Genomic DNA, 14507 nt, shown 5'->3' with positions numbered 1-14507 from the left:
AAAATTTTAGTAATAAAAACCGTTGACTCACCTCGAACTATCCCTATAATGCGACTCCATCACGACGGGGCGATTAGCTCAGTTGGTAGAGCATCTCCCTTACAAGGAGGGGGTCATCAGTTCGAATCTGGTATCGCCCACCATCTCTCGTAGTGATAAAAATGATTTTATGATTGGGCGATTAGCTCAGTTGGTAGAGCATCTCCCTTACAAGGAGGGGGTCATCAGTTCGAATCTGGTATCGCCCACCAATCATAAAATCAGTGGTATTGATGTCGTTATAGTCATCATGAAGTGGGCGATTAGCTCAGTTGGTAGAGCATCTCCCTTACAAGGAGGGGGTCATCAGTTCGAATCTGGTATCGCCCACCACTTCATTAGATTGTTTCGCAGTATCACACTGATATTTTGAATGGGTCGTTAGCTCAGTCGGTAGAGCAGTTGACTTTTAATCAATTGGTCGCAGGTTCGAATCCTGCACGACCCACCATTCAAATATCAAAATCAGTATTATCTAATTGGGTCGTTAGCTCAGTCGGTAGAGCAGTTGACTTTTAATCAATTGGTCGCAGGTTCGAATCCTGCACGACCCACCATTTAGATATCAAAATCAGAATTACCTAATCGGGTCGTTAGCTCAGTCGGTAGAGCAGTTGACTTTTAATCAATTGGTCGCAGGTTCGAATCCTGCACGACCCACCATTTAGGTATGAACGTATGAAGTGGGCGATTAGCTCAGTTGGTAGAGCATCTCCCTTACAAGGAGGGGGTCATCAGTTCGAATCTGGTATCGCCCACCACTTCATTTCAAGCTTTACTTCCTATTAAATTCTTATTTATTCCCTCTACTTACTAATATTTTTAATCAATCAGTTCTATTTTCTATTCCTTTGGAAATTATGGTTGTGGTTTTTATGTATCCTATACAATATCAAACAGCGGATTTTTTGGCTGGAGATGTACCTAACCTTTCGGCTATTGTGTTTTTAATCCATAATTCTTGAACTTTTCCAGTACGCGTTGCATTTCAGCCGGAGAAAGTACCGGAACGTTCTCCATAACGGGAAGCACTTTTAAATACAGTTGTGCCAGAATTTCAATCTCATTTGCCAGCCATAATGCTTTTTCCAGATTCACTTCCATCGCAATCAAGCCGTGATGCTGCATTAATAATGCCTTACTGTACTTGATTCCTTCTTTTACATTGTCGGACAGTGCTTTTGTTCCAAAAGTGGCATAGGGAATACAGGGAACATGATCGGTTCCTGTGACAGCAACCATGTAGTGAATAGCAGGAATTGCATGATTGAGGATGGAAACAGCCGTTGAGTTAACGGCATGATTATGTACAACGGCATTAAGCTCGGGACGAGCCTGATAGCAGGAAAGATGAAAATGCCACTCGCTTGAAGGCACTTTATCAGCTTCATATTCTCCCGCATGACTGATATACACAATTTGCTCGGGTGTTAGCTTTTCGTAGGGTATTCCACTGGGAGTAATTAAAAAACCGCTTTGATAACGAGCACTGATATTACCCGATGTTCCTTGGTTTAACCCAATCGCATTCATTCTGAGACATGTTTCGATGATCTCTTGAGCGATTTGTTCTCTGTTCATCATGTTCACCTTAAATGACAACTTATGGCTGTTGTCTGTACAAATCAGGGAAGAGTGCCCTCAACCCTTCCTCGCTAGCAGCGCAAATTCCACGCTCTGTAATCAACCCAGTGATAAACTCAGCCGGTGTAACATCAAAGGCATAATTTTCACAGCATGTTCTTTGCGGGGCGGTATTGACCCAACTTCGTGTACCTTCTGGTGTGATGCCGTATACATGGGATTGTTCTTCACCCGAACGCTGTTCAATGGGAATTTCTTTTACGCCATCCCAGACCGTAACATCCAGAGTTGGTGATGGTAAGGCAACATAAAAAGGGACTTGATTGGTTTTGGCCGCCAACGCTTTGAGGTAAGTGCCGATTTTATTGCATACATCGCCCCGGGCAGTTGTTCGGTCTGTGCCGACAATACAGAGATCGACCTTACCGTGCTGCATCAGATGCCCGCCTACATTATCAGCTATCAAAGTATGTGGCACACCATGTGAACCCAATTCGAAAGCGGTTAACCCTCCCTGATTACGTGGGCGCGTTTCATCAACCCAGACATGTACCTTAATTCCTGCATCATGCGCCATATAAATGGGAGCCAGTGCGGTTCCCCAATCAACCGTGGCAAGCCATCCGGCATTACAGTGCGTCAGAATATTGACCGCCGCGCCGACGGGTTTAGTTTCTGCGATACTCTGAATTATTTTTAGGCCGTGTTCACCAATCTTACGGCATAGTTCTACATCTTCATCTGCAATTTCATCAGCGATACGGTAAGCGGTTTCGACACGTAATGCGTGTTCGGTATTCTTCAATATTCGATATGATCTCTCCAACGCCCATTTTAAATTGACTGCGGTGGGACGGGTTTTAACCAAAATATCGTAAGCCTGCTGTAACTTTTCATCGCTGTTTTCCTGACGCATCGCTAAAGCCATGCCATACGCGGCAACGGCACCAATCAGTGGTGCTCCTCGTACCCACATCTCTTTAATAGCTATTGCAGCATCCTGCATGGTGTGCAGTTGAATCATCTGTACTTGAAAAGGAAGCTTAGTCTGATCGAAAATTTCGACGGTATAACCATCGTCAGCAAGCCAAACGGAACGATAATGAGTGCCATTAATTTTCATATCAGCCTCTTAACATCGTGCTATATAGCGTTTAATTAGAGAAAAATTGTGATAATTTTCCCGGTTTACAATTAACTCTCGTGCTAGTTTCAGTGCACTTTTTTCACAAATAGCACGCTGGTTTTTATCTTCAATTTGTTTGAAATCGGCAACACCAGCAAAGCCAATAATACGGCGATTAATTTCTAATCCCGCGTAGGCGAGAGTATCTTTAAATAAAGCGGATAAAAAGTCATCTTGCGCTGTTTTCAAGAACGATGTGTCGAACGCACCTTGTTGATAAAGACAGGTAGAGTAGGCATCTCCTGAGCTTTTCTCATTCCATAATTGACAGAAATGGTGTTTAAATACTGCCCAGGTTGTCTCTATTTGTTCCAAAAGCCATGTTTGGTAATCGGTGCATTGTGCATTATTTTCTCGTAGGGCAGGTTGAGCAAAATAAGCAATCAGCAAATTACCGATGTAATTTCCGATATCAAATGCCATTGGCCCCACGAAACTGAACTCAGGATCAATCACCTTTGTGGAGTTTTGTGTCACCATAATGGAGCCGGAATGGAGATCGCCATGCAGCAATGCTTGTGCTTGTGTCATAAACTGATACTTATATTGCATGGCTGTTTGAACGAGTGCTCGATCTTGCCAAAGGGAATAAATTTCTTCGTCAAGTTGGGGGGTAGTCCAATTATTTCGTTCCGCATTAAAATAGGGTTCTGTGAAGATCAGATCTTCGGTAATTTTGCAAAGTTCATGATTATTAGCGAAACGAGCGACCAGATCTTTTTTCTCTTTGCTAGCCATTCCAATATCGGAGGTATGAAATAACGTCTTGGCCAGAAAAATCCCTATATCTTCCGCAAGGTAGGGAATTTTTATTCCAGCAATTAGCTGCTTGCGTAGGATGATATGCTGAGACAAATACTCCATAGCAAAGAGAGACATTTCCTCATCATAAAAATAGACATCAGGAACGTATTTTGGGGCAACTTTATTTTCTTCAATCAAAGTATGATATTCAAAATGCGAGCGAACAAGAGAAAGTTGCCATGATTCACCAGCAGCTCTTACATAAGGCAAGGCTTGCTTCACCACAATCGTTTTTTCTTTTCCAGAGACAATAAACACTAAGTTGAGATTACCATCACCGACTTCCTGTACTTGCCAAGTTTCAGGGGAACCACCTAGTGAAAGTGTTATTGGTAAATTTTGAGAAAGATAGTGTGGTAAAGATTCACAAGTTTGTGGGGTATACCCTGTAGGAATATGAGCAGACATCTTTTCCATCCTGATAATTTCATGAAGGAATGTTCATAAACTGCACAGCGATAACTCATTTTGCTGTAATGATTTTTACAACTGTTAACTATAGATATGCAAAAGTAAGGCGTCTGTGATGGAATTAACGAATATTCCATTGAATACAATATGAAAAAAGGCTTCTGTGAAGAAAAGAATCTGTGTCATTGCTGATCCTTATTCATTTTTCCTTTATCCATCTAATCGATGATGAAATACCAGCTATATTTAGGGTTTTGGCAGAGGAGGAAGACCATAAGCGGCTCTGGCACGATCACAGCTTTCATTATAATCGCCAGTTTCCCAGGCTTGAGGAAATTCTCTACAAGGGGACGGCCTTTTATCATAAATAGCACAAGAAACTGATTGACCAATTTCACCGCATAAATTAACGCATCGGGGTCGAGGCTCATTTGTCCCTTTCATACATCGCATGAAATTATTTAGTTTTTCTGTCATAGAGACGGGAACAGTGCCGCCACCATCTTCGGCTTCTGCCCAGTAAAATGAAACACGAAAATAAGCACAACAAGCACCACAGCTTATGCAGGGATTATCCTGTAATTCAGAGTGAGAAGTTAACGTTTGGCTCATACCAGATGCCACTATCTGATGTTTAAGACATACACTCAGGTAAAATTACCTTATCCTCAAAAGCTCATTTTCCAAAGGAAAGATGAGCTCTTTAAAAAGAGATTATGTTGCCAAATTATCTCTTTCTGCAAGATAAATTTATTTTATTTGGAATTAATTGAAATTATTAAATAATTTCAATTGATCTAAGTGTTTCATTTTTAAATAATTTCATTTTGTGATTTTTTATTGTATGTGATTAATTTATCGGTGTTGGAATTAAAATAAAAAGAAGGCGAAGATGTAGAAATAAAGAGTATCTTCTGCCTATTGAATAATAGCCTGATTATTTTTGCTTTTCAAGCAAGGAAAAAATAACAAAATAGATTTTATCTAAATTAATACTATTGACATTTTCTGGATCATATAAAGTTACACATTTATCATTAGATGCCAGTGGAGCCCAGTTTTCAGGTTTTGTCACGCCATAAAGGGCAACAAGATTTTTCTGTAACGCGGCTGATAAATGACAGATACCTCCATCACCAACAATAATTAATGACATATTATTCAATAAGGTCAAAAAGGAACTTAGAGAATCAGATATAACAATCTTACTACTTTCTCCTATACGTGATTTTAAATCCTCAGCTAAAAGAACATCATTGTTAAGTGAAGAAATAATAAATCTTGCCTCTGGGTAGTGAACACTTATTTTATGTGCAATTAAAGCAAGGCGCTCATTACTAATTAAACTACTTTTTCGGTTGTTAGAAACAGAAAATAATATTAAAGGAAAACTAGGATCACTAATTTGAATAGTATTTTTAAGTGTAATGCGAGGAAATAGATCAGAAGTTAATTTTTTTTCATCAGGTGAAAATATACGTAATAGTTTCAATGATTGATGATAACCAATTACTTGTTCTTGTTTCACCGGATAGTTAATTAATTTAGAATGCCAGTATTTATCAGCAATAACAGCATGGCGATTTTTAGCACCTAGTAACCATAAAAATAAATTATTCAGTTTCATCGGCGTTGGTTTGGCCGATATTGCAATATCAAATCTCTCTCGACGAAATTTTAATGCAGTTTTTAAAGTTGATAAATATTTATTCCCTTTGGGAATAATATTTATGTTTATATCATGGAATAAATAATAAGCAAGTTCAGTATTTCCTGCATCAATAAATAAGCTGATCTCTGAATTTGGATGTTTTTTCTGCAAAAATTTTATTAATGGCTGAGTACAAATAAGATCACCAAGCCCATTTCGTCGTAATATTGCTACTTTCATGTAGGATTTATCAAGTTAAAAAATATCATGTCTAATTTGTTTAACTATAACGAAAAATATAAAACAATGGTATTGGCTTTTCATCAAGTTAGCATTTATTAAGTATATTTCTGTTGGTATATTCTGAAAATAGATGAAAAGTTAGCATAATGTGTTATCTGATGATAAATATTATACCTGAATCATTAAAACTTCGTGTTTGGAGGAAATTTAATTTGCGGTACTTACCATCTACTTTATTATGGTACTTATTTCATTTTAGCTAGTTTTAACCTAATGTTATTTATTGATATTTAAGGTTTTTTATGATTTTTTTAAGAGGGACTTCAATGAGTTTAGTTGAGAGATTGGCGTCCCCTGCAGGAATCGAACCTGCAACTAGCCCTTAGGAGGGGCTCGTTATATCCATTTAACTAAGAGGACAACGAAAACAAGTATACCTGTTTTTTTTGCCGGAGATAAGGTACAACGAGCTGTTTGCCTATATAATCACCACTCTTTTTGATTACCATTAATGAAAAATTGGCAGTATATTTAACATATTGGGTACATTGACGGGTATGCACTGTGATAGTCGATGTCTAAAAGTAATTATGTGGAGAACAATATGAAGTATCGTCTAAGCGGGGTTGCTCTTTCAGCAGTCTTACTTGTGGGATGTGCCAGTTCATCGAATACGAATGAACAAGGCCGCTCTGATCCGCTGGAAGGGTTTAACCGTGCTATGTTCAACTTTAATTATGATGTTCTCGACCCTTATGTTTTGCGACCTGTTGCCGTTGCGTGGCGTAATTATGTACCAATGCCTGCGCGAAATGGTATTGGTAATTTTACGAGCAACCTTGAAGAACCCGCTAGTATGGTTAACAGTTTTTTACGTGGTGATATTCATGAAGGAGCAAAACACTTTAGCCGTTTCTTTTTAAACACGCTTTTGGGTATGGGTGGGTTTATTGATGTTGCTTCTATGGCAAACCCTAACTTGGCAAAAGAAGGTTCAGCGCGTTTTGGTAGTACGTTGGGGTACTATAATGTGGGTTATGGCCCGTATGTTGTTCTGCCTGGTTATGGTAGTTTCACACTGCGTGATGAAGGCGGTAACTTTGCGGATATGACTTATCCGATGTTGAGCTATCTCACTGGTTGGATGTCAGTAGGAAAGTGGGTTTTCGAAGGGATAGAAACTCGTGCCCGTCTTCTGGATTCTGACGGTCTGTTAAAGAACTCTTCCGATCCTTATTTGATGATGCGTGATGCTTACTTCCAACGTCACGATTTTATGGCCAATGGCGGCAAATTGGAGCCAGAAAAAAATCCTAATGCAGCAAGTATTCAAGATGAGCTAGATTCCATTGATTAATCAGGAAACTACAATTTAAAAAGGATAGCAGATGCTATCCTTTTTTAGATCTTGGCATTCAGTTCTAACGAATATTAGAACGTGTAGTTAAAGTTCACGCCATATAACCATGCAGTTCCTTTGGAATCGAACTCATAGGATGTATTGAGAGGTGCAGGAGCATCATCTTTCAATTTCTCACTAACGCGTACTTTCTTACCACGCATATAGGAAACGCCTACATCTACGGAAGCATCTTTATTGAATGCGTAAGTGGTTCCCACGCTTAACCAGAAGCGATCCTGATCAGGGATGGAAATAGAACGATTTTGGGCTGGTACGGGGCTTTCATCGAAGGCGATACCGGTACGGAATGTCCAGTTATCGTCATAATAGTAAGTTGTACCTAAAGAAATGCGGTAAGCATCACGGAAGCCTTCGTGCTTCGAAAATGCGACTTCACCTGTATCATTTCTTGTTGCTTTTAGTTCTTTGAACTCACTCCAACCCGTGTATAGGAGGCTATAGTGAATTGCCCATTGTGGTGCAACACGGTTATAACCTGAGAATTCCCACATATCTGGTAGGTTCAGATCCAGTTTACCTTTGACGGTTTCGCCATTAGTACCGTATGGAAGTTTACCTGGAACATATGGCAAATCACTGCGGTAATCACCACTCTTGAACTTAACCTTAACTTTTGAGCGGTAAGTCAGGCTATAGCGGTTATTTTCGTCATATTGATATAAAAGCCCTGCATTCCACCCGTAGCCCCAATCCTTTCCTTCCAATTTGGCAGCTTCAGCAGTTGCAGGAATATTACGCCCTGTCATCTTAGACATCATAGTACTTGCGTCACCCATATGGCGAACGATTTTGGCATCAGCATAAACAGCATTGACACCTAAGCCAAAGCTGAACTGATCATTAAATTTATAAGCACCGCTTAGGTTTAGGTTCACGGTTTTAAGATCAGTTTTACCGCCAATTAGGCCAGCCGCGTAGTTATTGCTGAAATTGGTAGCCAGGCCAAAATTGGAAGTCGCAGATGCACCGACAAACCACTGATCATTGATTGGCGTAATGAAATGCAGGTTTGGAATCCAAGCACGCGGTGCGATGTTTTTAGCATCAGTACTCTTGTCGCTTAACGGGGATTTACCTGTAATGTCAACATATGGCTTGACATAAATTAAGCCGCTGGAGAACGATGGGCGATCAAATAAGGTCATGGCTGCGGGGTTACGGCTGCCAACGGTAGCGTTTTCAGCGATGACACCTTCCCCAGAAAATGCACGACCTAGTCCTGATGATGAATATTCATTCAATTGAAAACCGGCAGCACTAGCGTTGGATGAGATAATTGCAACCGCCACTGCTAATGCTGAACGTGTAAACAGGTTTTTCTGGTTCATAACCAAAACCTCATTGTTTAATTATTATTTAACATGCTACTCAAGTAGCTGAGAGCGCGGGATTGTAGAGTCGGTTTGCCAAAATGACAAATCAGACCAGTGCACGAAGTATAGGCTTGATAATAGAATATGTTGCAAGAATGTTTTTAAAATATAACCAAAATGATTGCTGAAATGGGACTTGCTTAACAAAAAAACGACAACTAGTGTTAACAAGGTGTAAACAAGAGCGTGTTAGCGTGATGAGATCAATAAATAGTGAGATAAATGCCGGTAAGCAGTGTAAATACTGGTTATCAATAGCCGTAACCACGTAAAATTAACAGCAAGTTTTTACTGTTGGAGAAATAAAAAATGCCTGATGCAATTAACCGCTGTAGTGCAGAAGAAACGGCTGCTTGCTGTTGTGTTGATGTAGGAACTGTCATTGATAATGAAGATTGCACTGCTTCTTATCAGAGTGTTTTTGCCAGTCAGCAAGAAGCTGAAATTATGCTTAATACGTTGACTGAAAAGGCAAAAGCAGTGGAGTCAGATCCATGTGTGATACACCATAGAATCGAAATGGTTGATGGTGGGGTGCAACTATCTGTGGATTTAACCTTTAGTTGTCAGGCAGAAGCTCTGATCTTTCAGTTAGGATTGCGCTAATCTATTCTGAATAACGGCTTTCCCATTGTTTTGTGATTTTAAACAGTGGGAAAATTGATTGTCATTCATTGTAAATAATGATCTTTTTTTATATTTCGATCGCACATTCTCCATTCAAGTTGTATAAATTATAAATACCTTAAAGTTGCGCTTGCTCGCATTTTTCGTTTATTCCTATTTGCTATTTTCCAACATTGCGTTAACAATGCTCCATCAGGTCTGACCTCTTGTGAGGTGAGTGAATTTTTTTAATCAATCAATTGATTTAATTAATGATTATTGTCAGGAGTTGCTATGGGTCGTTCTTCAACAAAAGTAACACAGAAAAAAGAACGTGTTGCTATTGTCAGCGGGTTGCGCCTTCCTTTTGCAAAACAGGCAACTTTCTACCACGGTATTCCGGCTGTTGATTTGGGAAAGTCTGTTGTCAGCGAGCTGGTCATTAGGAGCGGTTTGTCGCCTGAGAAGATTGACCAATTAGTTTTCGGGCAAGTTGTTCAAATGCCGGAAGCACCGAATATTGCGAGGGAAATTGTTTTAGGAGCAGGTTTAAGTGTGAATACCGATGCCTATAGTGTTTCCCGTGCCTGTGCGACAAGTTTTCAGGCAATTGCAAATGTGGCTGAAAGTATTATGGCGGGTACAGTTAATGTGGGGATTGCCGGAGGTGCAGACTCTTCATCTGTTTTACCAATCGGGGTGACTAAGTCGTTAGCTCGTACTTTGGTAGATATGAATAAGGCTAAGAGTCTGTCTCAACGGTTGAAATTACTCAGTCAATTGAAGTTCCGTGATTTACTGCCGGTATCCCCTGCTGTTGCTGAATATTCAACGGGGTTAAGAATGGGGGATACGGCAGAGCAGATGGCAAAAACCTATCACATCAGCCGTGAAGATCAGGATGCCTTGGCGCATCGTTCCCATGTGTTAGCCGCTAAAGCTTGGGAGCAGGGGCTTTTGAATGATGAAATTGTATCGGCACATTTCCCTCCATATCGCGACACGTTGCTTGAAGATAATAACATTAGAAAAAATTCAGTCCTGGCCTCTTATGCTAAATTGCGTCCGGCTTTTGATCGTAAGCATGGCACTGTCACGGCAGCGAACAGTACGCCACTGACAGATGGTGCCGCCGCCGTTATATTGATGCGCGAATCGGTTGCCAAAGAACTAGGCATGACGCCATTAGGATATCTACGTAGCTATGCGTTTTCGGCAATTGATGTTTGGCAAGATATGCTGCTGGGGCCATCTTATGCGACACCATTGGCGCTGGATCGTGCAGGTATCACTTTGGACGAACTTACACTCATTGATATGCATGAAGCATTTGCTGCTCAAACACTGACGAATTTAAAAATGTTTGCCAGTGAGAAATTTGCCCGTGAAAAGTTGGGGCGCACTCAGGCAATTGGCGAAGTGGATATGGATAAATTCAATGTATTAGGTGGATCAATTGCTTATGGGCATCCATTTGCCGCAACGGGGGCCAGAATGGTTACCCAGACGTTGAATGAATTACGTCGTCGTGGCGGTGGGTTTGGGCTGGCGACCGCCTGTGCCGCTGGTGGCTTGGGTGCAGCAATGGTATTGGAGGTAGAGTAATGGCTCAGACTGAACAAGAAACTGTCATGTCAACGACACAACCGAAACAATCAGTGTTTAATTTCTCGGTTAGGGACGATAAGGTGGGAATTATCACCATTGATGTACCGGGCGAGAAAGTCAACACGCTGAAAGCTGAATTTGTTGAACAATTCCTGACAATGTTTGAGAAAGTACAACAAGTGTCTGGTTTGAAAGGGCTGGTGATTATATCTGGTAAGCTGGATACTTTCATTGCTGGTGCAGATATCAGCATGATAGCAGGCTGCCAATCTCAGGAAGAAGCAACAGAATTGGCCGAAAAAGGCCAAAAATTATTTGCGCAGATTGCTAATTATCCTTTACCTGTTGTCTCTGCTATTCATGGTGCGTGTTTAGGCGGAGGGCTGGAATTAGCTTTGGCTTGTCATGCCCGTATTTGCTCTTTGGATGACAAAACACGTCTCGGTTTACCGGAAGTTCAGCTTGGGTTGTTGCCGGGCTCGGGAGGAACTCAGCGCTTGCCTCGTCTGATTGGTGTCAGTGCTGCTCTGGACATGATACTGACTGGCCGTCAACTCAAGGCAAAACAGGCACAACGGTTGGGAGTTGTGGATGATGCTGTGCCTTTGGACATCTTGCTAGATGTTGCTGTGCAATATGTCAAAAAAGGCATTGCCAAACGTAAGCCATTGGCATGGTCACAGCGTATATTGGCGAGCGCTTTGGGCAGACCACTGTTATTCCATACGGTACATCAAAAAACCCGAGCAAAAACTCACGGTCACTATCCTGCACCAGAGAAAATCATTAATGTGATCCGTACTGGTTTGGAAAAAGGACCGGATAAAGGCTTTAAGGCTGAAGCCAAGGCATTTGGTGAATTGGCGATGTCGCCGGAATCAGCCGCATTACGGAGTTTGTTCTTTGCTTCGACTGCGTTAAAAAATGAAACAGGCTCGTCAGAACAGCCTGCCGAGATTAAACATGTGGGTATTTTAGGTGGTGGACTGATGGGCGGTGGTATTGCCAACGTTACCATAACACGAGGAAACTTGCCCGCCCGCATTAAGGATATTAATGAAAAGGGTATTAATCAGACGCTGAAATATACTTGGGATCTCCTTTCCAAGCGGGTAAAACAGCGTCGTTTGAAACCAAGCGAGCGTTCTCAGCAGATGTCTTTATTGACAGGAACCACAGATTATAGCGGATTTAAGCAAGCAGATATTGTGGTTGAAGCTGTATTTGAAGATTTGGTATTGAAACGCAAAATGGTCGCAGAAATTGAAGAGAACACCAAACCTGAAACTATTTTCGCTTCTAATACTTCTTCATTACCCATTCACAAAATTGCTGAAGTTGCTACTCGTCCAGAGCAGATCATTGGTCTTCACTATTTTAGCCCGGTTGACAAAATGCCGTTGGTCGAAGTTATTCCACATGCAGGAACAAGTGAAAAAACCATTTCAACTGCTGTTGCACTGGCTAAGAAACAGGGAAAAACGGCCATTGTTGTCGGGGATAATGCAGGGTTTTATGTAAACCGCATTCTGGCACCTTACATTAATGAAGCCGGTTATTGTTTGTTAGAAGGGGAACCCGTTGAGCATATTGATAAGGCTCTGGTGGATTTCGGTTTTCCTATTGGCCCAATCAATTTATTGGATGAGGTCGGTATAGATGTAGGTACCAAAATCATTCCTATTTTGGTCGAACAGTTAGGGAATCGATTTGCTGCACCAGAAATTTTGGAAGCGGTCTTAAAAGATAATCGGAAAGGCAAGAAGAATGGCAGAGGATTCTATTCGTATGCGAATAAAAAGAACAAACTCTGGTCATTCGGGAAGAAATCCAAAGAGGTTGATGTCTCCATTTATTCCTTATTAAAAATCAAACCCGCTGTAAAAACGTTACCTGCTGACATTGCCCAACGTTGCGTGATGCTCATGTTGAATGAGGCAGTTCGTTGTTTGGACGAAGGAATTATCAGAAGTCCTCGTGATGGTGATATCGGCGCTGTATTTGGTATTGGATTCCCGCCATTCTTGGGGGGGCCATTCCGTTATATTGATAAGCTTGGTATTGATAAGGTTGTAGAAACTTTACGTCGCTTGGAACAGCAGCATGGAGAGAGATTTACACCATGTGAAGGTTTAATTCAGGTGGCTGAACAGAAAAAGAAATTTCACGCATAACTTATGGCTTTTCTTAAATCAATCAAAATGGCTCTTTTAATCAAGAGCCGTTTTTTATAGAAAATAATTGACATTTCTTAATGGTTTTTATTTTTCATGTAAGAAGGAAAATAGTAAGCGCAACAGTAGATATATAAACTGTTTTTAGCCATTTTATTTCCACTTGTTTTAGGGCAGAATGCCAACTAATGCTAATTGAGCCGTTTTTTTACTCAATATTAGCTTGTTAATATCAAATTAACTTACTTATTTAATACCGTATAACCAATGGATTGCTTCAAGAAATGCCAGATTGTGTATTATCTTGAGGCTGGTTCACAATTAACCAGACGGTGAATTATGTATGTTTTCATTATGCGTCATGGTGATGCTTCTTTAGATTCAATCAGTGATGCAACACGGGAGCTTACACCTCGTGGGTGTATAGAATCACAGAAAATGGCTTATTGGCTCGAACAGCAAAAGCCTGATATTGATACTGTTTTGGTCAGCCCTTATATCCGGGCAGAGCAGACCTTAAAAGTGGTTCGTGAATACCTGACATTGCCTAACAATGAGGAAGTGTTAGACGAATTAACGCCTTCGGGTGATGTAGCATTGGTTGCCAGTTATTTACAAGTTTTGTCAATACAAGGGCATAAATCTGTATTGGTGGTTTCCCATTTACCGTTAGTCGGTTATTTGGTTTCTGATCTCTGCCCCGGGCAAACTCCTCCGATGTTTGCTACATCCAGCATTGCTTGTGTGAAATGGGATGATCAGACAGAAAAAGGGAGTTTATTATGGCAAACTTCCCCGGCACAACTAGCGACCAAATTCTAATCTCATACTGAGAATCAATTAACTAACGCTGCGTAAATTCCTCCATTTCGATCAAAATGAGTAATGCAGCGTTCCCTCCCCACTCTCTGGGTGCCTGATGGAAGGCGATAATATCAGGATGTTGAGCAAGCCATAAAGGGGTTTGTTGTTTGAGAATATGTTTACCGTGACCATGCATAATGCAGGCGCAGTAGACGTGTTCACGGCGACAGGCTGCGACCAAAGCCCCAATCTCTTGTTTGGCCTGCAATTGGGTTAATCCGTGTAAATCCAGAAAAAGCTCAGGAGAATAATCTCCACGGCGTAATTTTTTTAATTCATAGTGATTGGCACCTTCCCGAATGTAACGAGTCGGGCCTTCCATATCCAAATTAGGTTGGAATTCATCGGAAAAATAGTAACTGGCATCAACCTGCTCCTGCATAAGACGTTCAGGGGCGACATGGTTTATTTTTTTTCTTTTCGGGGTGTGGGTAACCGTATCCTGAACAATGCGACGGGTTCCCACAACAGACGTTCTGAACAGACTGATGTCTTCTTTGTTTAGTAGATTTTTCTTCTTCATTACACGTTAATTCACTCA

Annotated in this window: 12 protein-coding genes and 8 tRNA genes; 12 read left to right on the top strand and 8 right to left on the bottom strand. The window is 41.0% G+C overall.

Annotated features, from left to right (window positions below; translation table 11 throughout):
- Nucleotides 1-67: 67 nt before the first annotated feature.
- The 7 genes from Xenpb_RS05575 to Xenpb_RS05545 all read left to right on the top strand — a co-directional run bounded on the left by Xenpb_RS05575 (nt 68) and on the right by Xenpb_RS05545 (nt 800).
- Nucleotides 68-143, top strand: a tRNA-Val gene (locus Xenpb_RS05575).
- Between the two features lie 32 nt (nt 144-175).
- Nucleotides 176-251 (top strand) — tRNA-Val (locus Xenpb_RS05570).
- Between the two features lie 45 nt (nt 252-296).
- Nucleotides 297-372, top strand: a tRNA-Val gene (locus Xenpb_RS05565).
- Between the two features lie 42 nt (nt 373-414).
- Nucleotides 415-490: transfer RNA gene (locus tag Xenpb_RS05560), tRNA-Lys, on the top strand.
- Between the two features lie 30 nt (nt 491-520).
- Nucleotides 521-596: transfer RNA gene (locus tag Xenpb_RS05555), tRNA-Lys, on the top strand.
- 30 nt (nt 597-626) lie between these two features.
- Nucleotides 627-702: transfer RNA gene (locus tag Xenpb_RS05550), tRNA-Lys, on the top strand.
- A gap of 22 nt (nt 703-724) precedes the next feature.
- Nucleotides 725-800: transfer RNA gene (locus tag Xenpb_RS05545), tRNA-Val, on the top strand.
- Nucleotides 801-975: 175 nt separating this feature from the next.
- Here the strand turns inward: Xenpb_RS05545 and Xenpb_RS05540 are convergent.
- From Xenpb_RS05540 to Xenpb_RS05515, 6 genes are all read right to left on the bottom strand, one after another.
- Entirely contained in the window at nt 976-1620 is a 645-nt protein-coding gene (locus Xenpb_RS05540) for an L-fuculose-phosphate aldolase (protein ID WP_187653520.1), read from the bottom strand.
- A 22-nt stretch (nt 1621-1642) separates the two neighbouring features.
- Nucleotides 1643-2746, bottom strand: a complete 1104-nt coding sequence (mtnA, locus tag Xenpb_RS05535; protein ID WP_187653438.1) for an S-methyl-5-thioribose-1-phosphate isomerase — start codon at nt 2744-2746, stop codon at nt 1643-1645.
- A 9-nt stretch (nt 2747-2755) separates the two neighbouring features.
- Nucleotides 2756-4021: an S-methyl-5-thioribose kinase gene (mtnK, locus tag Xenpb_RS05530; protein WP_187653437.1), complete on the bottom strand. Its 1266-nt coding sequence runs from the start codon at nt 4019-4021 to the stop codon at nt 2756-2758.
- 249 nt (nt 4022-4270) lie between these two features.
- On the bottom strand, nt 4271-4636 hold the full coding sequence (locus Xenpb_RS05525) for a YkgJ family cysteine cluster protein (RefSeq protein ID WP_187653436.1): 366 nt from the start codon (nt 4634-4636) through the stop codon (nt 4271-4273).
- Nucleotides 4637-4961: 325 nt separating this feature from the next.
- The gene (locus tag Xenpb_RS05520; protein ID WP_187653435.1) at nt 4962-5915 is read right to left on the bottom strand and encodes a glycosyltransferase family 9 protein; all 954 of its coding nucleotides are present in this window, start codon (nt 5913-5915) and stop codon (nt 4962-4964) included.
- 348 nt (nt 5916-6263) lie between these two features.
- A tRNA-Arg gene (locus Xenpb_RS05515) sits at nt 6264-6338 on the bottom strand.
- A 184-nt stretch (nt 6339-6522) separates the two neighbouring features.
- On the opposite strand from Xenpb_RS05515, the gene mlaA reads away from it, so the two are divergent.
- Nucleotides 6523-7275, top strand: a complete 753-nt coding sequence (gene mlaA / locus Xenpb_RS05510) for a phospholipid-binding lipoprotein MlaA (RefSeq protein WP_187653434.1) — start codon at nt 6523-6525, stop codon at nt 7273-7275.
- A gap of 74 nt (nt 7276-7349) precedes the next feature.
- Here mlaA and fadL read toward each other — a convergent pair whose 3' ends face one another.
- Nucleotides 7350-8669, bottom strand: a complete 1320-nt coding sequence (gene fadL, locus Xenpb_RS05505; protein WP_187653433.1) for a long-chain fatty acid transporter FadL — start codon at nt 8667-8669, stop codon at nt 7350-7352.
- A gap of 354 nt (nt 8670-9023) precedes the next feature.
- On the opposite strand from fadL, the gene Xenpb_RS05500 reads away from it, so the two are divergent.
- From Xenpb_RS05500 to sixA, 4 genes are all read left to right on the top strand, one after another.
- Nucleotides 9024-9320: a YfcZ/YiiS family protein gene (locus tag Xenpb_RS05500; RefSeq protein WP_187653432.1), complete on the top strand. Its 297-nt coding sequence runs from the start codon at nt 9024-9026 to the stop codon at nt 9318-9320.
- A 294-nt stretch (nt 9321-9614) separates the two neighbouring features.
- The gene (gene fadI, locus Xenpb_RS05495; protein WP_187653431.1) at nt 9615-10925 is read left to right on the top strand and encodes an acetyl-CoA C-acyltransferase FadI; all 1311 of its coding nucleotides are present in this window, start codon (nt 9615-9617) and stop codon (nt 10923-10925) included.
- Nucleotides 10925-13102, top strand: coding sequence for a fatty acid oxidation complex subunit alpha FadJ (fadJ, locus tag Xenpb_RS05490; RefSeq protein WP_187653430.1), 2178 nt, complete (start codon nt 10925-10927; stop codon nt 13100-13102). Before fadI ends, fadJ begins: the two co-directional genes overlap by 1 nt.
- A 339-nt stretch (nt 13103-13441) precedes the next feature.
- The gene (sixA, locus tag Xenpb_RS05485) at nt 13442-13924 is read left to right on the top strand and encodes a phosphohistidine phosphatase SixA (RefSeq protein WP_187653429.1); all 483 of its coding nucleotides are present in this window, start codon (nt 13442-13444) and stop codon (nt 13922-13924) included.
- Between the two features lie 22 nt (nt 13925-13946).
- Here sixA and smrB read toward each other — a convergent pair whose 3' ends face one another.
- A complete protein-coding gene (smrB, locus tag Xenpb_RS05480) occupies nt 13947-14489 on the bottom strand; it encodes an endonuclease SmrB (protein WP_187653428.1) in 543 nt (180 codons plus the stop codon).
- Nucleotides 14490-14507: the final 18 nt, after the last annotated feature.

It is taken from the genome of Xenorhabdus sp. PB62.4, from assembly GCF_014467285.1.
Lineage (GTDB): Bacteria > Pseudomonadota > Gammaproteobacteria > Enterobacterales > Enterobacteriaceae > Xenorhabdus.
Note: the sequence above shows the minus strand (reverse complement) of the source record. Positions and strands in the feature narration are given on the sequence as shown.

Coding starts and splice junctions, on each gene's coding strand:
- Xenpb_RS05540 (WP_187653520.1), bottom strand. CDS start 1,620: ATGAACAGAGAACAAATCGCTCAAGAGATCATCGAAACATGTCTCAGA.
- mtnA (WP_187653438.1), bottom strand. CDS start 2,746: ATGAAAATTAATGGCACTCATTATCGTTCCGTTTGGCTTGCTGACGAT.
- mtnK (WP_187653437.1), bottom strand. CDS start 4,021: ATGTCTGCTCATATTCCTACAGGGTATACCCCACAAACTTGTGAATCT.
- Xenpb_RS05525 (WP_187653436.1), bottom strand. CDS start 4,636: ATGAGCCAAACGTTAACTTCTCACTCTGAATTACAGGATAATCCCTGC.
- Xenpb_RS05520 (WP_187653435.1), bottom strand. CDS start 5,915: ATGAAAGTAGCAATATTACGACGAAATGGGCTTGGTGATCTTATTTGT.
- mlaA (WP_187653434.1), top strand. CDS start 6,523: ATGAAGTATCGTCTAAGCGGGGTTGCTCTTTCAGCAGTCTTACTTGTG.
- fadL (WP_187653433.1), bottom strand. CDS start 8,669: ATGAACCAGAAAAACCTGTTTACACGTTCAGCATTAGCAGTGGCGGTT.
- Xenpb_RS05500 (WP_187653432.1), top strand. CDS start 9,024: ATGCCTGATGCAATTAACCGCTGTAGTGCAGAAGAAACGGCTGCTTGC.
- fadI (WP_187653431.1), top strand. CDS start 9,615: ATGGGTCGTTCTTCAACAAAAGTAACACAGAAAAAAGAACGTGTTGCT.
- fadJ (WP_187653430.1), top strand. CDS start 10,925: ATGGCTCAGACTGAACAAGAAACTGTCATGTCAACGACACAACCGAAA.
- sixA (WP_187653429.1), top strand. CDS start 13,442: ATGTATGTTTTCATTATGCGTCATGGTGATGCTTCTTTAGATTCAATC.
- smrB (WP_187653428.1), bottom strand. CDS start 14,489: ATGAAGAAGAAAAATCTACTAAACAAAGAAGACATCAGTCTGTTCAGA.